15 protein-coding genes are annotated in these 20,786 nt (G+C 36.6%); 12 read left to right on the top strand and 3 right to left on the bottom strand.

Features of this window, described 5'->3' with window-relative positions; genetic code table 11:
• Positions 1-78 precede the first annotated feature (78 nt).
• The gene (rpoC, locus tag DLK05_RS07465) at positions 79-4,341 is read left to right on the top strand and encodes a DNA-directed RNA polymerase subunit beta' (protein ID WP_127343385.1); all 4,263 of its coding nucleotides are present in this window, start codon (positions 79-81) and stop codon (positions 4,339-4,341) included.
• 168 nt (positions 4,342-4,509) lie between these two features.
• Complete coding sequence (locus DLK05_RS07460; RefSeq protein WP_127343384.1) at positions 4,510-4,836, top strand: DUF3467 domain-containing protein; 327 nt, start codon at positions 4,510-4,512, stop codon at positions 4,834-4,836.
• A 143-nt stretch (positions 4,837-4,979) separates the two neighbouring features.
• Here DLK05_RS07460 and DLK05_RS07455 read toward each other — a convergent pair whose 3' ends face one another.
• Together DLK05_RS07455 and DLK05_RS07450 are read right to left on the bottom strand one after the other, a co-directional pair.
• The gene (locus DLK05_RS07455; protein ID WP_127343383.1) at positions 4,980-5,657 is read right to left on the bottom strand and encodes a response regulator transcription factor; all 678 of its coding nucleotides are present in this window, start codon (positions 5,655-5,657) and stop codon (positions 4,980-4,982) included.
• 24 nt (positions 5,658-5,681) lie between these two features.
• Positions 5,682-7,046 carry a sensor histidine kinase gene (locus tag DLK05_RS07450; RefSeq protein ID WP_127343382.1) on the bottom strand — a complete coding sequence of 455 codons (1,365 nt, stop codon included), beginning with the start codon at positions 7,044-7,046 and terminating at the stop codon, positions 5,682-5,684.
• Between the two features lie 495 nt (positions 7,047-7,541).
• On the opposite strand from DLK05_RS07450, the gene DLK05_RS17915 reads away from it, so the two are divergent.
• From DLK05_RS17915 to DLK05_RS07435, 4 genes are all read left to right on the top strand, one after another.
• Positions 7,542-7,673, top strand: a complete 132-nt coding sequence (locus tag DLK05_RS17915) for a hypothetical protein (RefSeq protein WP_262707813.1) — start codon at positions 7,542-7,544, stop codon at positions 7,671-7,673.
• Between the two features lie 63 nt (positions 7,674-7,736).
• Complete coding sequence (locus DLK05_RS07445; protein ID WP_127343381.1) at positions 7,737-8,138, top strand: hypothetical protein; 402 nt, start codon at positions 7,737-7,739, stop codon at positions 8,136-8,138.
• Positions 8,128-10,437, top strand: coding sequence for a carboxypeptidase-like regulatory domain-containing protein (locus DLK05_RS07440; protein WP_209319775.1), 2,310 nt, complete (start codon positions 8,128-8,130; stop codon positions 10,435-10,437). The genes DLK05_RS07445 and DLK05_RS07440 overlap by 11 nt, the downstream gene beginning before the upstream one ends.
• A gap of 213 nt (positions 10,438-10,650) precedes the next feature.
• Positions 10,651-11,142, top strand: coding sequence for a hypothetical protein (locus DLK05_RS07435; RefSeq protein ID WP_127343379.1), 492 nt, complete (start codon positions 10,651-10,653; stop codon positions 11,140-11,142).
• 589 nt (positions 11,143-11,731) lie between these two features.
• Here DLK05_RS07435 and DLK05_RS07430 read toward each other — a convergent pair.
• Positions 11,732-13,189, bottom strand: coding sequence for a carbon starvation CstA family protein (locus DLK05_RS07430; RefSeq protein WP_127343378.1), 1,458 nt, complete (start codon positions 13,187-13,189; stop codon positions 11,732-11,734).
• A 511-nt stretch (positions 13,190-13,700) separates the two neighbouring features.
• Here DLK05_RS07430 and DLK05_RS07425 point away from each other — a divergent pair.
• The 6 genes from DLK05_RS07425 to DLK05_RS07400 all read left to right on the top strand — a co-directional run bounded on the left by DLK05_RS07425 (position 13,701) and on the right by DLK05_RS07400 (position 20,724).
• Positions 13,701-14,576 (top strand): electron transfer flavoprotein subunit beta/FixA family protein, encoded by an 876-nt coding sequence (locus DLK05_RS07425; RefSeq protein ID WP_127343377.1) that lies wholly within the window; start codon positions 13,701-13,703, stop codon positions 14,574-14,576.
• A gap of 52 nt (positions 14,577-14,628) precedes the next feature.
• The gene (locus DLK05_RS07420) at positions 14,629-15,648 is read left to right on the top strand and encodes an electron transfer flavoprotein subunit alpha/FixB family protein (RefSeq protein WP_127343376.1); all 1,020 of its coding nucleotides are present in this window, start codon (positions 14,629-14,631) and stop codon (positions 15,646-15,648) included.
• A 90-nt stretch (positions 15,649-15,738) separates the two neighbouring features.
• A complete protein-coding gene (locus tag DLK05_RS07415) occupies positions 15,739-17,454 on the top strand; it encodes an acyl-CoA dehydrogenase family protein (RefSeq protein WP_127343375.1) in 1,716 nt (571 codons plus the stop codon).
• 315 nt (positions 17,455-17,769) lie between these two features.
• Positions 17,770-18,804: a hypothetical protein gene (locus tag DLK05_RS07410; protein WP_127343374.1), complete on the top strand. Its 1,035-nt coding sequence runs from the start codon at positions 17,770-17,772 to the stop codon at positions 18,802-18,804.
• 625 nt (positions 18,805-19,429) lie between these two features.
• Positions 19,430-19,939, top strand: coding sequence for a hypothetical protein (locus tag DLK05_RS07405; RefSeq protein ID WP_127343373.1), 510 nt, complete (start codon positions 19,430-19,432; stop codon positions 19,937-19,939).
• Positions 19,936-20,724, top strand: a complete 789-nt coding sequence (locus DLK05_RS07400) for a Rossmann-like and DUF2520 domain-containing protein (RefSeq protein ID WP_127343372.1) — start codon at positions 19,936-19,938, stop codon at positions 20,722-20,724. Before DLK05_RS07405 ends, DLK05_RS07400 begins: the two co-directional genes overlap by 4 nt.
• Positions 20,725-20,786: the final 62 nt, after the last annotated feature.

The raw sequence follows: 20,786 nt of genomic DNA, 5'->3' as shown, positions 1-20,786 counted from the left end.
CTTTTATAAAGTGAATGATGAGGATTTTCATCATTCACTTTTCTTGAATAAAATTGTTAATTTCCTAATTTTCAACATATGGCATTCAGAAGAGATAACAAAGTAAAGAGCAGTTTTACAAAAATCTCTATCAGTCTTGCTTCTCCTGAAGAGATTTTAGAAAGATCAAGTGGAGAAGTTTTAAAGCCTGAAACCATCAACTATCGTACTTATAAGCCAGAGCGAGACGGATTATTCTGTGAAAGAATTTTTGGTCCTGTAAAAGATTATGAGTGTCATTGTGGTAAATACAAGCGTATCCGTTATCGCGGTATTGTTTGTGACCGATGTGGAGTTGAGGTAACCGAGAAAAAGGTGAGACGTGAACGTATGGGACATATTCAGTTAGTTGTTCCTGTCGCACACATCTGGTACTTCAAATCATTACCAAATAAAATCGGATATCTATTAGGATTACCGACTAAAAAGTTAGATACCATCATTTATTACGAAAGATATGTGGTAATTAATGCTGGTATAAAAGCAACAGATGGAATTAAGTATTTAGATTTTTTAACAGAAGAAGAATATTTGGATATTCTGGATGAACTTCCTGTTGAAAATCAGCATTTGGATGATGATGATCCAGATAAGTTTATCGCTCAAATGGGAGCGGATGCATTATATAGTCTACTGGGACGTTTAGATCTTGATACTTTGTCATATGATTTGCGTCATAAGGCAAATACAGAAACTTCTCAGCAACGTAAGAACGAGGCATTGAAAAGACTTCAGGTTGTTGAAGCATTTCGTGAATCGCAGGGAATCAATCGTCCGGAATGGATGATTGTTAAAGTAGTTCCTGTTATTCCTCCAGAATTGCGTCCATTGGTTCCATTGGATGGTGGGCGTTTTGCTACTTCTGACTTGAACGATTTGTATCGAAGAGTTATTATTCGTAATAATCGTTTGAAAAGATTGATTGAAATTAAAGCTCCTGAAGTTATCCTTCGTAATGAGAAGAGGATGTTACAGGAAGCTGTAGATTCATTATTTGATAACTCACGTAAATCTAACGCAGTTAAGACTGAAAATAATCGACCTTTAAAATCTCTTTCCGATTCATTGAAGGGTAAGCAAGGTCGTTTTCGTCAAAACTTATTAGGAAAACGTGTAGACTATTCTGCTCGTTCAGTAATTGTTGTTGGTCCTGATTTGCAAATGCATGAATGTGGTTTACCTAAGGGTATGGCTGCAGAATTATATAAACCATTTGTAATTCGGAAACTAATTGAACGTGGTATTGTAAAAACTGTTAAATCAGCTAAGAAAATAGTTGATCGTAAAGATCCTGTAGTTTGGGATATTTTGGAGAATGTATTAAAAGGACATCCTGTGCTTTTAAACCGGGCTCCAACACTTCACCGTTTAGGTATTCAAGCATTCCAGCCTAAATTGATTGAAGGTAAAGCGATTCGTCTTCATCCTTTAGCTTGTACAGGATTTAATGCTGACTTTGATGGTGACCAAATGGCAGTTCATTTACCTTTAGGTAATGAGGCTGTTTTGGAGGCTCAAATGTTGATGTTGTGTTCTCACAATATTCTAAATCCTGCAAATGGTGCACCAGTAACAGTTCCTTCTCAGGATATGGTACTTGGTTTATATTATATAACCAAGGAAAGAGAAGGTGGTTTAGGTGAAGGACTCATTTTTTATTCTGCAGAGGAAGCTATGATTGCTTTCAATGAGAAAGCTGTGAGTTTGCATAGTAAAATTAAAGTAAAGGTTCAGGATCTTAATGACAATGACGAATTGGTTGATACCATTATTGAAACAACGGTTGGTCGAATTATTCTGAATCAATATACACCTAAAAAGGCTGGCTTCATAAATCAGTTAATAACCAAAAAAGCTCTTCGTGATATAATTGGGTATATATACAAGAAGTGTGGTGTTGATGTTTGTGCTAAATTCTTGGATGATATCAAGGATCTTGGATACCGAAAAGCATTTGAAGGGGGACTTTCCTTTAATCTTGCTGACGTAATTGTTCCTCCTGAAAAAGAGGTATTGGTTGCTGAAGGTTATGCTCAGGTTGAAGAAGTATTGAGTAATTATAATATGGGTTTCATTACCAATAACGAGCGTTACAATCAAATTATTGATATTTGGACGCATGTTAATGCTAATTTGACTCAAACACTAATGAATCAATTAGCCACTGACAATCAGGGATTCAATTCTGTTTATATGATGCTTGATTCTGGAGCTCGTGGTTCTCGTGAACAGATTAGACAGTTAGGTGGTATGCGTGGATTGATGGCTAAGCCTCAAAAATCAGGTGCTACGGGTGGACAAATTATTGAAAACCCTATTCTATCTAATTTTAAGGAAGGACTTTCGGTATTAGAGTACTTTATTTCTACTCACGGTGCACGTAAAGGTTTGGCGGATACAGCACTTAAAACTGCAGATGCTGGATACTTAACTCGTCGTTTGGTTGATGTTGCTCAAGATGTCATTATTCATGAGAATGATTGTGGCACTTTGAGAGGACTTACTGCAACAGCAATTAAAAATCAGGAAGAAGTAGTTGCTTCCCTTTATGAGAGAATTCTTGGTAGAACTACCGTACATGATGTTTATCAACCATTAACTGGAGAACTCATCATTAAGTCCGGTATGGAAATTACCGAAGAAATCGCTCAGATAATTGAAAATTCTCCATTAGAGAGAGTTGAAATTAGATCGGTGCTTACTTGCGAATCAGGAAAAGGTGTATGTGCGAAATGTTACGGTCGTAACCTTGCAACAGGAAAATCTGTTCAGAAAGGTGAAGCTGTTGGTGTAATCGCGGCGCAATCTATTGGTGAACCAGGAACGCAGTTGACTTTGCGTACTTTCCACGTTGGGGGTACAGCAGGTAACGTGTCAGCCGAAAATTCAGTAGAATCCAAATATGATGGTTATGCGGAATTTGAAGAGTTGAGAACTGTAGAGCATACTTCTGAAGAAGGTGAAAAATATGATGTTGTGATTGGTCGATTGGCAGAATTGCGAATCATAGACAGAAATACAAATATTACACTTACCACTCATACAATTCCTTACGGAGCTAAATTGTATATTAAAGATGGCCAGGATGTTAAAAATGGTGACCTAATTTGTGAATGGGATCCATATAATGCAATGATCATTACAGAATTTTCGGGTAAGGTTAAATTCGAAAATCTTATTGAAGGTATTACTTTCAAAGAAGAGTCGGATGAAGCAACTGGTTTTGCTGAAAAAGTTGTTGTGGAAACGAAGGATAAGACTAAAAACCCTAGTGTGAAGATTGTAAATGCTAATGGAGATGTTCTTAAAGCTTACAACTTACCAGTAGGAGCACACGTTTCAGTAGCCGATGGCGAAATGATGCTTGCAGGTCAGTCTTTGGTTAAGATTCCAAGAGCGGTTGGTAAAGCTGGTGATATCACTGGTGGTTTACCTCGTGTTACCGAATTATTTGAAGCTCGTAATCCATCAAATCCAGCTGTTGTTTCCGAGATTGATGGGGAGATCACATTTGGTAAAATTAAGCGTGGTAATCGCGAAGTAGTCGTGACTACTAAAGCTGGTGATGTGAAGAAGTACTTGGTACCTCTTTCTAAGCAAATCCTCGTTCAGGAAAATGACTATGTGAGAGCAGGTACGCCGCTTTCTGATGGTGCTACTACTCCAGCTGATATTCTATCTATTAAAGGACCAACAAAAGTTCAGGAATATATCGTGAATGAGGTTCAGGATGTTTATCGTATGCAAGGTGTGAAAATTAATGATAAGCACTTTGAAATAATCGTTCGACAAATGATGCGTAAAGTTGTTATCGAAGATCAGGGAGATACTAAATTTCTCGAAAAACAGATCGTTGATAAATTGCTATTCATGCGTGAAAATGATGAGATTTTCGGACAAAAGATCGTTGTAGATCCAGGAGATTCGGGAGATTTGAAGGCAGGTCAAATAGTAACTGCCAGAAAGTTGAGAGATATAAACTCGGTATTGAAGCGTAAGGATATGAAGTTGGTTGAAGCTCGAGAGGCAATTCCTGCTACATCTACACAGATTTTGCAGGGAATTACCCGTGCATCTCTTCAAACCAAGAGTTTTATTTCAGCCGCTTCCTTCCAGGAAACTACTAAAGTTCTTAACGAAGCCGCAATTAGAGGTAAGGTAGATCTATTAGAAGGATTGAAGGAAAATGTGATCTGTGGTCACTTGATTCCTGCCGGTACTGGTTTACGTGAATATAAAGACGTAGTTGTTGGAGCTAAGGATGAATATGAAAAACTTCTTGATTCCAATCCGGACTTTTAATTTTATTATTTGATATATAAAGGGTGTTTCTTTCGGGAAGCACCTTTTTTTTTGCTAAAAATGATGGTTTAAAAAGATTACACATAATCTGTCTGGGGGATGAAGCAATAAATGTTAATAATTCCTAATTTAGCGCTAGTACTATTAATTTAATCAAAACAGCTTATCATGAGTGAAAAAAAACAAGCTAATCAAATAGACATTCAATTAAAAGAAGATGTCGCACAGGGTATTTATTCAAATTTGGCAGTAATAACACATTCCAGTTCTGAATTTGTTGTGGATTTTGTTCGGATTATGCCGGGAATACCTAAGGCTGATGTTAAATCGAGAATTATTCTTACCCCCGAACATGCTAAAAGACTGATGTTAGCATTAAAAGATAATATTAGAAAATTTGAATCACTACACGGACCTATTAAAAATGTCGATGAAAATCAAGGACACGAGGGGCCGATAATGCCAATGAGTTTTGGACCAACCGGGCAAGCTTAATCTTGAAAGTAAAATATTAAAAGTGGTTAGCTATAAGGGCTTTCCACTTTTTTTATGGGATATCCGGGAATCGTCTCCAGTATGTTTAGGCTTCTTCAGAATACCTCACTAATTGTAATTCGCAAACCTTATCGGATAGTTTCTTAGGAATGTAAGCTATACCCAACTCCTCTTATTGTGCTAATTTTTAGGGAAGCATGATCTTTAAACAAGTTTCTTAGTTTAGACAAAGTATTATTCAAACTTGCAATGTTTTGTGTATCCAGAGAATGTTCCCACAGCTTTTCTGCTAATTGTTCTTTGCTTACAATTTCGTTAGGATGTCGCATGAGCAATTCCAAAGCATTTTTTTCAAAAGGACTAAGTTTCTTAATCAACTGCTTTTTGTGAGAAACCTCGTTCGTGAGCAAGTTTAGTTGATAATTAGCTACCTCTATTATTTGTTGTTGTCGTGTATTTGAGGTAAAACGTCTAATGTAAGATACAAGTACAGGAATCGATAAAGGTTTTGGAATGTAAGCATTACCACCAACATCTATTCCTTTGGTAATCATTTCTTCTTCGGTATGCGAGGATACAAATAGGATGGGAATTTTAGGATAATTTGTAATGATGTCCTTTGCCGTTTCAATCCCGTTTTGATCTCCAATTTCTACATCCAAAATGATAATATCTGGCTCGAAACTTTGGATAATCGTATCAATTCCTAATAATGTGTTTTGAAAATGCAAACGATAATTGTAATCCGTTTCTAATGTGGTACTGATGAACCCTCCTAAATTAATGTCATCATCTACAAATAAAATTCTCAACTGTTCCATTATTATTATTTCTTTATGGCTAAACTACACTATTGTTTTTGCGGGTAAAACGATACAAAACGAACTTCCTTTTCCGAGCTCACTTTGCAGCTTGATCTGTCCTTTGTGAGCTTTTACGATCTGTTGGGTAAAAGCCAAACCAATGCCGTGGCCTTTACTATTGCTATCCGCACGGTAAAACTCTTGGAAAATCTTCTTATGCTCTCTTTGTGGAATACCCTTACCCGAATCTATTATGTAAATGTATAGTTTTTTTTGCTCTTTCCTTACTGTAATTTTCACCTTTGCAGGAGCCTCGGAATATTTAAAGGCATTATCTAACAAATTGCGCAAAGCTGCATCAAAATAAAGCATATCCACATTAATCTCTAACTTTTCAGGAATGGATAGGCTGCATTCCGGCTCTTTTTCTTGGTAGATGACTTTCAATTCTGATAGTAATTCTCTGCACTTTTCCTCCAGTTTGTAGGGAATAGGCTCCATTACAATCTTTTTTTTCTTGCCGCGAAATAGCGTAAGTAATACTTCCATTTTGTTGGTTAATTTGGAGACATTAGTGCTTGTATTTCGGAGCTGTTCTTGCATAGCAGCTTGCTGTTCTTTACTGGCGAGGTAATCTAAAAAGGTATAGACATACGATAGGGGAGATTTTAAATCGTGTACAATACCGCTCACGGCTTGTTCTCGCCAGCGTAGCTGTGCTACTTGTTGTTGTAATGCCCATAACAGCCATAGCATAAAAATTGCTACCAAAACAACAGCTAGTCCGGATATGCCTATGGAAAACACTATTTGTTGCAAAAAAGAGAAGGTTTTTAACTGAAAATCCGCAGTAAAAATATAAATCTTCTTTGTGCCCAAAGGAATTTGAATGTGTAGTACAGAGGGAGAATCCGACCAAAAAATTGATGTTTCCTTGCCTTGATACAAACTATCGATCGCTTTGTTATTTTTAAGAAGCTGCATGCGATAGGATTGTATCTTTTCAAGTTCGGGAAAATAACAGGTAAATAACGAATCCAAGCTATTTAATTTTATCTGCCCCTTTTCTAATAGCCCATCTGCAAGAGCAGCTTCCAGTCGCTGTAGCATTGACTTATCGGTAGGATACTTTTCGGTGTCTATTCTATAGATTTTTGACGGAGGAGCTTGAGCAAGCTCTTTGTCTGAGATCTCTTCAACTGTAAAGTTATTTTTCTTATTGTCTCCTCCAAATAACTTTAATGAATTCAGACTCATTACATTATTCAATTCCTGCTTCACTCGCAATGCAAATGCTTGTTTCTCCTGCTTTAATTGCTGTACTAACCACAGTCCTTGCGAAAAAATAAGCATGGCAAGTATAATTATTGCTATTAGGCTGAGTCTTTTGAATAAATTGCTTTCCATAAAACAAAGTTATTTTTCTTTTCATAAAAAAATGACTCTTTCTTGTTAGAATAGTTCTAAATTATGCTTTTATCAAAAAAAGAATGCATTTTATCTAATTAAAACAAACCGACTTTTCTAATCAAAGTACTGTAGAAATCTAATCACGTGATTAGAATAATGTCGTACTCCTCACATTACTATTTTCTAGTGTTTTTATATTTAATAAAGGGTGATGTCTCAACTTCTGCTTATTAGTATGTCTGTGCTTTGAAGAGATTTTTAGACCTACTAAGTTTTTGTGGTAAACAATCCTTTTAGACGTCTCATTTGGTTTTATTATCAGAACATATTTCTGTTTGAGAGAAATAATTCATTCATTTTTGATTAGAAAACAGCTTGTTATTTGATTAGATTTCTAATCAGAAGCAGTTAGGAAACTAATCGTTTTTATCATTTTTATGTTTTAGTTTTGGGGACGTTTAAAAGGATATACCGCTCGTAAAATGTAAAGTTATGAGAACACAAAAAAGCAGCAAAGCGATTGAGATATTAAGTCGAAATGAGTTAACCCTAGTAAAAGGTGGAGAGGAAAGAGATTATATTATCGTTATTGTTGATGGGAAGAAGGTGAAAATATATTTATAGGAGTATAGCAATTTAAAATTCAATTAATAAGATAATTAATTTTTAACCCTAAAAAAAATACCCATGAGTACATTAAAAAATCTAAATGACATTCATTTAAGTACAGAACAAATTGAGAGTGTAAATACAAGTTTGGCAGCTTTGGAAACAGCATTGTCAGCTAAGGTGAGTAACCTCAGCAGCGAGGAACGCCGTAAGTATGGCAGCATCAGCGAGCAAAACAAACTGTTTGTAAATAAGGTGAACGACTATGCCACCGGGCAGCCTGTCTTGCGAAGTCCTGATGTAGATTGGGAAGAGTTTGCCAAAGATTTTAATAGCCGAACCGTTTTGGAAGCCACTATTGCACGTTCGGAAAACCTGCTTACAGGTATTAGTAATGCCAAAACCCTGCACGATTACGACAATTACCAAGCTGCCCTCGACGATTACGCCTACACCAACTACAAAACCTATGAAATTTAAAAAATATATTTTACTTGTAAGTTGCTTATTATCTGTCCTCTCGCTTTTTGGAGAAAATTTTGATATTAAAGGAATAGTTAAGGACTCAAAAACGAATCAATTTATTCCTTATGCAAACATTATTGTTTTAAATAGAGATTCAACTTTTGTATGTGGAACTATAACTAATGAAAAGGGCTTATTCCATCTTAATAGACCTGCTTCTGCAGAATTTTTGTTGTCAATTTCGAGTGTTGGATATGCAAAGCAACTTATTAATTTAAAAGGGATGACAAAAAAGATAGACCTAGGCGTTTTGGCACTAAATCCTAATACAGAAAAGTTAGATGAAGTTACGGTACATGCTGATAATAGAAGAATTGATAAACAACTCTACTTTCCAACAAAGGAAATAAAAGCGAAATCAACAAATGGCTTACAAATAACACAACGGCTAATGTTACCTGAAATTATAGTGAGTGAAAAATCTGGAACTATATCTCTTGGTGGAAGCAAGGAATTAAAATTATTAATAAATGGAATTGAAGCTACCTCACAAGAGGTATTAGCGCTTAATCCAAAGGAAATCTTACGAGTAGATTATTATGATAATCCAGGATTGCGTTATGGAGATAATATTGGTGCTATTATAGATTATAAAACAAAGCGAATTACTTCCGGGGGGTATATGCTGGCTAATTTAACGGAATCATTAACACATGAATCTGGATATGGACAAGCTTCTGGTGGTTTTAATTTTAAGAAGTCGCAATTAAAATTTAATTATTTAGTAAATCATCATGCTATTCATTCTCTTGCCTTGAAAAATCAGAATTATAATTATCCTGATGGTAATAATATTTTGCGTATTGAAAAAACAAACGATTATCATTGGAGAGAGATATATCAAAATGCAAACATCTCTTATAATTATTCAGGAAAGAAAGATATGTTTAATATTAAAATGAATTTATTTGAGCTAAATCACCCTCACATAGATTCAGATAATGAAATTACAACTACCGAAGCGAATGAAATCATTCAAAACAACATACGGGAGAATACCCAAACTTTAAGACCTTCGCTTGATCTTTATTATTTTAAGCAATTGAGAAATAAGCAATCTTTTGCAATAAATTTAGTGGGTACTTATGGTAAAAACAAAATAGACTATAATTATTTTGAATTTTTAAAAGAGAATGAACTATACAGAATTATTTCCAATGTTGACGGACAAAGACAATCTTTAATAGGAGAAGTTTTTTACGAAAAACAACTTTCTTTGGGAACTATAACTGCAGGCGTAAAGCATACACAGGGGAATACAACTAATGAATATAGAGGCTCTACTTCTTATACGACAAGAATGGATGATGCCAGCACTTATGGCTTTATACAGTATAAAGGATCTTGGGGAAAATTAGGATATATGGGTGCTTTCGGACTTGCACGAGACTACTTTTCTCAGCAAGGACAAGATGACTATATTAAGTGGAGTCTAACGCCAAAAATAAGTTTGAACTATAAATTTGATAAAACATATTCGCTTCGATGTAGTTCTCAGTTGAGCAGTATAGATCCAGAGTTGTCTTATTTAAGTGATGTGGAACTTCCTGTAAATAAATATCAATCAATAATAGGAAATCCGGAATTGAAGACCTATTTGTCTTATCAGAATGAACTAAAATTCAGTATAAATAAATCTTCGGTCAGAACAAGCTTATCTTTAACTTCCTATTTGTACAAAAATCCAATTATGGAAGAAACATATTTCGATGAAGCAAAACAACTCTTCATAAGAAGTTATAACAATCAAAAAAGCTTTCATAATTTAAAAGCCCAGTGGAATGTTGGAGCTTCTTTTATCGATGAGCATTTGAGTATTAATGGCTATGTAGGATACAATCATGAAGCTTCAAAAGGAAATGACTATGCTCATTATCGAAATAGTTTGTATTATGTAATTCAGATGATTGCAGATTATGAAAAGTTCACATTTACATTTACATCAGTACAATTGCCGCATCCGTTTTGGGGCGAAACCGTTTCGGTACGAAACAGTTATAATGAATATAATTTGACCTATAAAGTTCCATGGGGACAGGTAGGTGTTTCTTCAACTAATTTGTTTGGAGAGAAATCTGAAAGTCATTCTTACGATTATAATTCTATGGTAGCTGATAAAACCATAATATATAATAAACAATATCCTAGTTTTGAGCTGTATTTAAGTTTTAATTTAGATTGGGGAAAACAGTATAAGAGCCGAGGTAAGAATCTGGATAATTCGGATAGTTCAGATGGAGTTTTACAGAAGTAATACAAAATTTCTATTTGTGCATTTAGAAGCTTCAGAGTAATATTGATTGTCTTGTGTTTTTAATTTACATCAATACAATTGTCGTATCTGTTTTTTAGATGAAACAGTTTTTGTACAATTAGTTTAATATTTTTTTACAAAAGAATTTAGGCTATTTATAGCCTGAGAATTATATCGGTATAAATCTAAATAATAATTACTAAACAAAACACCATGAGTACATTAAAAAATCTAAATGACACCCATTTAAGTACAGAACAAATTGAGAGTGTAAATACTGCTTTGTCAGCTTTGGAAACAGCATTGTCAGCTAAGGTGAGCAACCTGAGTAGCGAGGAACGCCGCAAGTATGGCAGCATCAGTGAGCAAAACAAGCTGTTTGTAAATAAGGTGAACGACTATGCCACCGGGCAGCCTGTCTTGCGGAGTCCTGATGTAGATTGGGAAGAGTTTGCCAAAGATTTTAATAGTCGTACCGTTTTGGAAGGCACTATTGCACGTTTGGAAAATCTGCTTACAGGTATAAACAATGCCAAAACCCTGCACGATTACGACAACTACCAAGCTGCTTTGGACGATTACGCCTACACCAACTACAAAACAGGAACATCTGCTCCGGGCTACGAAGCCAAACGCAATGAGTTGAAACAATTCTTTAACCGTGCAAAAAGGGTTGATGAAAAGGAGACAGCTGATAAGGAGTAATTAATCTGAATTCAATTTAAACGACTCTAAAAGCTGACAGGTTTAATTTACATCTTGCAAATTTAACCTGTCAGTTTGTATTTTGTTGTTAGCAATTAGAGCTTTGTTTTTGCAGGTATTGGCTTTGTAATAGAAATTGTATGGTTCTGTATCGAAATGCTTCGCTTATTTACCAAAGCATTTGGCTTAGTTAACCGAAATTTTGGACTCAGAAAGCGAAATTATGCAGTTCTTAACCTACTCAGAGTGGTTGATAAACGTAAAATTTTAGGTTCCGAACCCCAAAATTAGACTAGCAAACCACAACGAAAGGTTTGGGAACGGAAACGGAAGCATAACGAACCGAAACAGAACGGTCGGCAACCGATAATTTGGGGTTCAGAACCTCAACGGCAGCCTTAGTGAACGTAAAATTTTAGGTTCCGAACCTCAAAATTAGGGTAACAAAACTACAAAGGAATATTCCGGAACGAGAAATTAAGGTTAAAAAACCAAAACAGAATAGCAGAGAATCCAAATGCCAAAGAAAAAAAAGAAAAGCGGAGAGCCACAATGCCTCTCCGCTTTTAGTATATCAGTAATAGTACGATTATCGAATGTTGAGTTTCGGAGTTTTAATTTTCTTTTTAATGCTATGTTCGAATAAACCAAAGGCTGCAAATGCTATCGCAATTCCAATGCTGTATCCTATATTAGTATCAATTGCAATGCCTCCATTATTAAAAGGAGCTACAAGTATGTAGGTAAAACAAATAGCAGTCATGAAACACGCAGGAATACTAAGCAATAAATGGTTTTTGCCTTGCTTAGCCAAATACATCGCTGCTGTCCAAAGCATGATCATGGATAATATCTGGTTGGATAAGCCTAAATATTTCCAAATGGTTGAAAATTCTAATTGAGAAAGAAGAAATCCTACAGCAAATAAAGGGATAGAAACGATCAATCTGCTTTTTAGTGATTTCTGCTTAAAATGAAACATGTCGGCTATGGTTAGTCTTGCACTTCGAAAGGCAGTATCTCCGGTAGTAATCGGGCAGGCAATTACTCCTACAATAGCAAAAACAGCTCCTACTTTTCCTAACCAGGAATTACAAATCTCATTTACAACCCATGCAGGGTTATGTCCAGATAGCATTGTTGAATTTAACCCATTAACGCCTCCAAAGAAATTCATGGCAGCAGTAGCCCATATAATTGCTACAATTCCTTCTGCTATCATAGCACCATAAAATACAGGTCTTCCATAGCTTTCCTTTTTCATACAACGTGCCATCATTGGAGATTGTGTGGAATGAAAACCAGAAATTGCTCCGCAGGATATAACAATAAACATCATCGGATAAAGGATGTTCTTGCCTGGATTAGCATGCATATTTGTCATTTGGGAGAAGGATATTTCATTCAGATGAAAACTTCCGCTTGCGCTTTTAAAAATCATCATTCCGGCTATACTCACGGCCATTATAAGTAGTGCTGCACCAAAAAGAGGATAGATTTTACCGATAATTTTATTGATAGGGAGTAGTGTTGCCATTAAATAGTAGGCGAAAATACCATACAACCACCATTGCATCCCACCACCGGTAAGGTCTTTTAATAAGCCAGCTGGTCCGGTAACAAATGCAACGCCTACAAAAATTAACAGAAGAACAGTGAAGACTCTCAGGAAGTTTTGAAATGCCGGACCCAAATATTTACCTACAATTTCGGGCAGACTAGCACCGTTGTTACGGATGGAGAGCATGCCGGAAAAATAATCATGAACCGTTCCCATAAAAATACAACCCAACACAATCCATATATACGACATTGGACCATACATTGCGCCTAAAATTGCACCGAATATTGGCCCCAAACCCGCAATGTTCAAAAATTGAATGGTAAACATTTTCCATGTAGGCATGGGTATGAAATCAACACCATCTTCTAAACGAATGGCGGGAGTTATTTTGTTGTCATCGGCTCCAAAAAATCGCTCAATGAATTTCCCATAGAAGAAGTAAGCCAATACCAAGGCTGTGATTGCACCCAAAAAACTAATCATATCTTGTAGATTCTATTATTCGAAGTCAAAATTAAACTTTTTGAGGAAAATCTCCTTTGGTTTCCGCTTGCATCTTGTAGATGTCATTTTCCATGGATCGTAATATATAAGATATAATAGAATTTGCTTAGTTGCTTATAAAGTCTGTAAACACTAGAAAATCTGTTGAATTACCTTCTTTATTTAGAGTAAAAATCATTTAAAATATCAGCAAAAGGAGGGATCACTATCTAGATTTGTTTTAAGTACTCTAATCTTTATATTTGCTAAGCTCAGAATGGAAGGCTCATTTTGTATAAAATGAGAGTTATTTTGACTGGAAATTTTGATTCTTAGCCATTCAAAAAAGGCTCCAAATCGGGTAAAATATTTTTGCCGCGGAGAATATTACGGAATACCGAATAATAATAATTAGTGATTCTTGACACATTCAGCGAAAGCAGATAATAAGATCTTATCTGTTTAGCCCGGATGAGTTGGATCAAGTACTGATGATAAAATACATATAAGAATGAAAGGTTTAAAAATTGTTGTTCTTGCCAAGCAGGTTCCCGATACCAGAAATGTTGGGAAAGATGCTATGAAAGCTGATGGAACTGTGAATAGAGCTGCTTTGGAGGCGATCTTCAATCCCGAAGATTTGAATGCATTGGAGCAAGCGTTACGTTTGAAAGATAAATATGAAGGCACAGAAGTTACTCTTTTAACTATGGGACCGGGTAGAGCTGCTGAGATAATTCGTGAAGGATTGTATCGGGGAGCTGATAACGGATATCTTTTATCCGACAGAGCTTTTGCGGGTTCTGATACACTTGCAACCTCGTATGCTCTTTCGTGTGCTATCAAGCAAATGGGTAAAGTAGATGTGATTATTGCCGGTCGTCAGGCTATTGATGGTGATACAGCACAGGTAGGACCACAGGTAGCGGAAAAATTGGGAATGCCTCAAATTACTTATGCCGAGGAAATTGTTGGCATCGAGAAGGCAAAAGTTACTGTAAAACGTCGTTTAGAGCGTGGAGTTGAAGTTGTGGAAGGTGCTCTTCCTATGATGATTACTGTGAATGCTTCCGCACCTGATTGTCGCCCTCGTAATGCAAAATTTGTAATGAAGTACAAGCATGCCAGAGCTGTTTCTGAAATGCAAAATGTAGCAGAAGATTATATCGCATTACACAACAATCGTCCTTATTTACATATTGGCGAATGGAGTGTAAATGATATTGAAACCAAAGAAGAAGAATTGGGACTTTCGGGATCTCCTACAAAGGTGAAGAGTATTGAAAATGTAGTTTTTCAGGCTAAAGAAGCCAAAGTGCTGGAGCCAACCGATGCTGATATGGATGAATTAATGAAAGAATTAATTGCCAACCATACCATTGGATAATATCCTGGACATATCGTCCTTCTTTTGATGTAGAATTAAAAAATTGAAAACTGTGAATAACGTATTTGTATATTGCGAAATAGAAGAGGGAAAGGTTGCTGATGTTAGCCAGGAACTCTTAACCAAAGGGAGAAAGCTAGCTGATGACCTAAAGTGTCAGTTGGAAGCTGTGGTTATTGGCTCCAATCTAAAAGGAGTTGAAAAACAAATTATTCCTTACGGTGTTGACATGGTATGGATTGCCGATGATAAAAGATTATATCCTTTTACCACGCTTCCTCATACTTCTATCATTGTAAAATTATTTCAGGAGCAAAAACCTCAAATTGCATTAATGGGAGCTACCAGTATTGGTCGCGATCTTGGTCCTCGGGTTTCCTCAGCACTTCATTCCGGATTAACAGCAGACTGTACTAGTTTGGTAATTGGTGATCATGAGGATAAGAAGGCAAAGAAAGAGTACAAAGATTTATTGTATCAGATTCGCCCTGCTTTTGGTGGTAATATTGTTGCAACCATTGTAAACCCTGAATGCCGTCCACAAATGGCAACGGTTCGCGAAGGGGTGATGAAAAAGGAAATCCTTTCTGATGCTTATAAAGGAAAAGTGAAAAATCTGGAGGTGGAGAAATATGTGAAGCCCGAAGATTTTGTGGTGACTGTGATTGAGCGTCACATGGAAAAATCCAAAGTAAACATCAAAAATGCCGGTATTATTGTTTCCGGTGGATATGGTGTTGGCTCTAAAGAGAATTTTAACTTGTTATATGAATTGGCCGATGTGATTGGTGCCGAGGTAGGTGCTTCGCGTGCTGCTGTTGATGCTGGTTATGCCGAGCATGAACGTCAAATCGGGCAAACTGGTGTTACCGTACGTCCTAAGCTTTATATTGCTTGTGGTATTTCGGGTCAGATTCAGCATACTGCTGGTATGGAAGAATCATCAATGGTGATTGCCATAAATACAGATCCCAATGCTCCTATCAATGCGGTAGCAGATTATATAATCACAGGGGATATTGCTACGGTAGTTCCTAAGATGATTAAATATTACAAGGAGAACACCAAATAATAAGGTAGGAATCTGTGGAAGGAAACACTTGGTGTTGAAAATATTCCTTCTAAACATACCTACATATCATTAATTCAAAAATTCGAAGAAATGGCTAATTTCTATAGAGATAACGAGGAGTTAAAGTTCCATTTGGATCATCCTCTAATGAAAAAAATAGTTGATCTTAAAGAGCGTAACTACCGGGATAAAGAAAAGTATGATTATGCTCCTTTGGATTTCGAGGATGCAATGGATAGCTACGATCGCACCTTAGAGATTGTTGGTGAAATCTGTGGTGATATTATTGGACCAAATGCAGAGTCTGTTGATCAGGAAGGACCTCAGGTTGTTGACGATCATGTAATCTATGCTCGCGGGACTCAGGAAAATCATGATGCATTAACAAAAGCAGGTTTAATAGGAATGAGTCTTCCTCGCGAATACGACGGACTAAATTTTCCTATGGTACCTTACGTGATGGCAGCTGAATTGGTGTCACGTGCGGATGGTGGTTTTGCCAATATCTGGGGATTACAGGACTGTGCTGAAACAATTCATGAATTTGCATCGAAGGAACAAAAAACAGAATACTTACCACGATTTGCAAAAGGTGCAACTGCTGCCATGGATTTGACCGAGCCGGATGCCGGTTCCGATCTTCAGGCAGTACAGCTTAAGGCCACCTATAATAATGAGGAGGATCAGTGGTATTTGAATGGTGTAAAACGTTTTATTACCAATGGAGATGGAGATGTTTCCCTGGTACTAGCTCGTTCTGAAGAAGGAACTTCTGACGGTCGTGGTTTGTCCATGTTTATCTACGACAGAAAACACATGGCCGTGAAGGTTCGTCGTATCGAGCATAAAATGGGTATCATTGGTTCGCCTACTTGTGAGTTGGTATTTACGAATGCTCCTGCCGAAATTGTGGGTTCTCGTAAGATGGGATTGATCAAATATGTGATGTCTTTAATGAATGGTGCTCGTTTAGGTGTTGGTGCTCAGTCTGTGGGTATTGCTGAAGCTTCCTATCGCGAAGGATTGGCATATGCAAAAGAACGTCGTCAGTTTGGAAAAGCTATTATTGAGTTTCCTGCTGTTTACGAAATGTTGACCAATATGGAAGCAAAATTGAATGCTTCCCGTTCTATTTTATATGAAACATGTCGTTTTGTTGACGTGTATAAAGCATATTACCATATTTCTCAGGAAAGATCTCTGGATAAAGAGGAAAGAGCAGATATGAAAAAATATCAGCGTGTAGCAGATGTTTTCACTCCATTATTAAAATTATTTGCTTCGGAATTCTGTAATCAAGTTGCCTACGATTCTTTGCAAATACATGCAGGATCGGGATATATGAAAGATTATCCTATCGAGCGATTGGTAAGAGATGCTCGTATTACCAATATCTACGAAGGAACTTCTCAATTGCAAGTAGTTGCTGCAATACGCGGGGTAACAACCGGACAATATATTGCTCAGATTAAAGAATACGAAGCTGCCGAATTAAACCCTCAATTAGAGTATTTGAGAACTATCCTGAAAGGGATGACTGAGAAATTCGAAAAAGCTGTTGATATGGTTAATGAAGAGAATGCAACGGCAGATCATAACGATTTTCTTGATTTTCATGCTCGCCGTTTAGTAGAAATGGCTGGATACATTATTCTGGGATATTTGTTGTTAATTGATACTTCCCGTGATGAAAAATATCACGAATCTTGTGAGGTATTCATTAAAATGGGTAGAGCTGTTGTTGCTGGTCACAAAGAATATATTGCTACTTCTGAATTAAAAGATTTGGGAATTTTCAAAAAATAGAAAAATTAAAGCATCAATATAGATAGGGAGGTTTCCATTTGGAAGCCTCCTTTTTTAATTTTCCGGTAATGATCCAAAAAATGTAAGGGATAGTGATTGGATATTTCCTTTTAAGTTTTAGGCGAAATCTGTTGGTTGCCCAGAATTAGGGGTGCACTTGCATTTGGTGTTAATTCTTCGTTAAGCTGAATTAACGTTTAATTAAAATATTTTTGAATGTAGCCTACCGAAAAGTATTTAGTTTTGTCGCATACAATTAAAGAGAGTGTATCAAATTAATTGCTCAAAATATTAAGTACTACTAAAACAACCATAATGAAAGTAAAACAATTTTTAATCGCTGCTTTAGCAATATCTATGAGTCTTGGAGCAGTAGCACAGGAAAAAGCAGCATTTACACCATCGGGAAAAGCTACCGGGAAAGTATTCTTCAACTATCATTACGATATGTCAGATGGAGCCAATCAGGAAAGTAGTTTCGAAATTAAGAGAACCTACTTTGGTTATAAATATCAGATTAGTGAGAATTTTACTGCCAGCGTTACTTTCGATGTGGGTAAAAACGATGGGGGAAGCGATTACTCTGCCTTTCTTAAAAAAGCACAATTAGAATGGAAAATGTCACCAGTAGTAAAAGTTTCTCTGGGTATGATCGGATTAGAGCAATTCAGCGATCAGGAAAAATTCTGGGGATATCGTTATATCATGAAATCGTTTAATGACGAATACGGATTTGGTCCCAGTGCCGATTTGGGAATAAAAGCCAAGTTTAAAATTAGCGATGATTTCTTCGCAAATGCCTTTATCATCAACGGCGAAGGATATAAAAAAGTGCAGGATGATGATGGCAAACAAAGATTTGGAGCCGATCTTGTGTATCATCATAAAGGCTTGATCGCAAAATTATATATCGATGCAAATTCGGCTACTGTAGTGGACGGAACAGGAAACGAAAATGATGTTACAGCTACTGCATTTTCTGCTTTTGCAGGATATAAATTCTCCGATCACTTCAGAATCGCGGGGGAATACAATAAGATGAATAATGCTACTAAATATTCAAAAGTAGCCGATAATCATGATAGGGAAGGTTTATCTTTTTATTCTACTTATAGTTTCAATAAAAAAGTGGAGATCTTTGGAAGATACGATTACCTGACTTCAAATACTTTGAGTGGCGAAACCGGGAAATGGAATCTTGCCAAAAATGGTGATGCATTAACTACAGGTATTCAGTATGCTCCTGTAAAAGGGGTGAAGATGGCTTTAAACTATCAAGCGTTTATGCACAAAGATGTAAATGCCAAGGATAATTCTATGCTGTTCGTGAATTTCGAATTTAAGTTCTAAGAACTATTATACCTACTTTTGAAAAGCTGTCCGATTGGTCAGCTTTTTTTGTCTATAGCTCCACTTGATCTGTTAATTTGATCAGACACAGTTCCATGAATATACCTCCCGGGCATTCTTTGTTCTGCTTTTTATAGGCTGCTATGGACACCATTGGGTGAACAATCTCCTTTAATTTTTTGAAAATGGCTTTGATTGGTGTGCAAAGTGAATAACAAATATTAAAATTGACCTTGATCGACTTGCAGAGTCAATAATCACCATTAAAATGGACCTGACTGGTGTGCAAAGCGAAAAACAAACATTAAAATTGACCTTGATCGACATGCAGAGTTAATAATCACCATCAAAAATGACTTCGATTGGCGTGCAAAGCCAAAAAAGCCATCAAAATCGACCTTGATCGTCATGCAGAATCAAAAAACACCATCAAAATGGACTTCGACTGGTGTGCAGAGTCAATAATCATCACTAAAATGGACTTTGACTGGTGTGTAAGCCTAATTTTAAGAAAAACACCTAGTCTGATTTTGGAGATAAGGCTGGATAGAAAAAGAAACTTTAATTCAATTCATGGTGTAGCTAATTTCCTTTTGTCTAAAGAGTATTTACCTATCTTTGTTGGATGGATAGAGTAAAGGCAGAACAGGAAAAGGAGTTCATTAAACGTATTTTTATTGATGAAATAGGACGTTTACAACAAGAAGGGTTCTACTTTTTCTCCTTTATTATAATGGGACAGGCAATAGAAGCATTGGGTTGTTTTTTAGATAATAAGCCTTTAAAGGCCAGAGCACAGTCGTCGAAACGATTCTCAAAAGCCTTAAACATCCTCATGGGAAATTCATATCGTACGGTGAATAAAGATCATTGGTTGTACGATAAGCTGCGAAATCAGCTTACGCATTCCTTCGTTCCCAGTAAATCTTTATTGTTGTGTTCGCGCGAAAATATGCCCGAAGGTGGGGAGCATCTGCAATATTCCGAGGAGCGTTTGGTGTTGGTGGCAGAAGAAATGTACGAAGATCTGATCAGGGCTTGTGAAAAACTATTTGGAATGATAGATAAGGGTAAAGTTCCCTTGAAAAATATTGCTGCATCCCCGGAAGAACTGGGAATTAAATCATCGCTATGATTCAAAAAATTGTAATACTGGGAGCTGGAAATCTGGCTACTCAATTGGCATTGGCATTGCAGGAGAATGGAATTGAAATCCTGCAAATTTACAGTCGCACCGAGAAATCAGCGAAAGCTTTGGCTGATCAATTACATTGTGAATTCACAACATCCTTAAGAGAGTTGGTACCTAAAGCAGATCTTTATATCTGGGCATTAAGCGATAAAGCCTTGTATCCGGTATTGGGAGAAATGCCGGTGCCGATAGGAAATGTGGTGCATACAGCCGGTAGTATTCCCATGGATGTATTCGAGAACTACGCCAGAGATTATGGGGTGTTTTATCCACTTCAGACTTTTTCTAAAGATAGAAAGGTCGATTTCTCCACAATTCCTATTTGTGTGGAAGCCAGTGAGGAATACTTACAAGCTGAATTGCTGGAATTGGGTCAGCGGATTTCAAACGATGTTCAGATAATCAACTCGGAGCAAAGAAAACAATTGCATCTGGCAGCTGTATTTGCCTGTAATTTCACCAATCATATGTACAGTGTTGGGCAAGCACTTTTGAAGGAAAAAGGGATGGATTTTAGACTCTTGCATGGCCTGATAAGCGAAACGGCACATAAAGCTTTATATCTGGATCCCTTAATGGCACAAACTGGTCCTGCGGTTCGATTCGATGAGGAAACGATGAATTTGCAGGAGGAAGAATTAAAAGAGACTCCTGAGTTTCAAAAATTGTATAGATTTGTGAGTGAAAGTATCTGCCATATGCATGCTGCTAAGAAAAAATTGAAATAAACAGACTTGCAGTTATTCCATTTAATAGATACTTAATAAAGATTAGAAACTACTTATATATA

The sequence above is a fragment of the Ancylomarina longa genome (assembly GCF_003996985.1).
GTDB classification, from domain to species: Bacteria; Bacteroidota; Bacteroidia; order Bacteroidales; family Marinifilaceae; genus Ancylomarina_A; species Ancylomarina_A longa.
The sequence above is the reverse complement of the archived record's forward strand: the minus strand, read 5'-3'. Positions and strand labels throughout refer to the sequence as shown.

Excerpts from the sequence above, each read along its gene's own strand:
- rpoC (WP_127343385.1), top strand. The coding sequence starts at position 79 with ATGGCATTCAGAAGAGATAACAAAGTAAAGAGCAGTTTTACAAAAATC.
- DLK05_RS07460 (WP_127343384.1), top strand. The coding sequence starts at position 4,510 with ATGAGTGAAAAAAAACAAGCTAATCAAATAGACATTCAATTAAAAGAA.
- DLK05_RS07455 (WP_127343383.1), bottom strand. The coding sequence starts at position 5,657 with ATGGAACAGTTGAGAATTTTATTTGTAGATGATGACATTAATTTAGGA.
- DLK05_RS07450 (WP_127343382.1), bottom strand. The coding sequence starts at position 7,046 with ATGGAAAGCAATTTATTCAAAAGACTCAGCCTAATAGCAATAATTATA.
- DLK05_RS17915 (WP_262707813.1), top strand. The coding sequence starts at position 7,542 with ATGAGAACACAAAAAAGCAGCAAAGCGATTGAGATATTAAGTCGAAAT.
- DLK05_RS07445 (WP_127343381.1), top strand. The coding sequence starts at position 7,737 with ATGAGTACATTAAAAAATCTAAATGACATTCATTTAAGTACAGAACAA.
- DLK05_RS07440 (WP_209319775.1), top strand. The coding sequence starts at position 8,128 with ATGAAATTTAAAAAATATATTTTACTTGTAAGTTGCTTATTATCTGTC.
- DLK05_RS07435 (WP_127343379.1), top strand. The coding sequence starts at position 10,651 with ATGAGTACATTAAAAAATCTAAATGACACCCATTTAAGTACAGAACAA.
- DLK05_RS07430 (WP_127343378.1), bottom strand. The coding sequence starts at position 13,189 with ATGATTAGTTTTTTGGGTGCAATCACAGCCTTGGTATTGGCTTACTTC.
- DLK05_RS07425 (WP_127343377.1), top strand. The coding sequence starts at position 13,701 with ATGAAAGGTTTAAAAATTGTTGTTCTTGCCAAGCAGGTTCCCGATACC.
- DLK05_RS07415 (WP_127343375.1), top strand. The coding sequence starts at position 15,739 with ATGGCTAATTTCTATAGAGATAACGAGGAGTTAAAGTTCCATTTGGAT.
- DLK05_RS07410 (WP_127343374.1), top strand. The coding sequence starts at position 17,770 with ATGAAAGTAAAACAATTTTTAATCGCTGCTTTAGCAATATCTATGAGT.
- DLK05_RS07405 (WP_127343373.1), top strand. The coding sequence starts at position 19,430 with ATGGATAGAGTAAAGGCAGAACAGGAAAAGGAGTTCATTAAACGTATT.
- DLK05_RS07400 (WP_127343372.1), top strand. The coding sequence starts at position 19,936 with ATGATTCAAAAAATTGTAATACTGGGAGCTGGAAATCTGGCTACTCAA.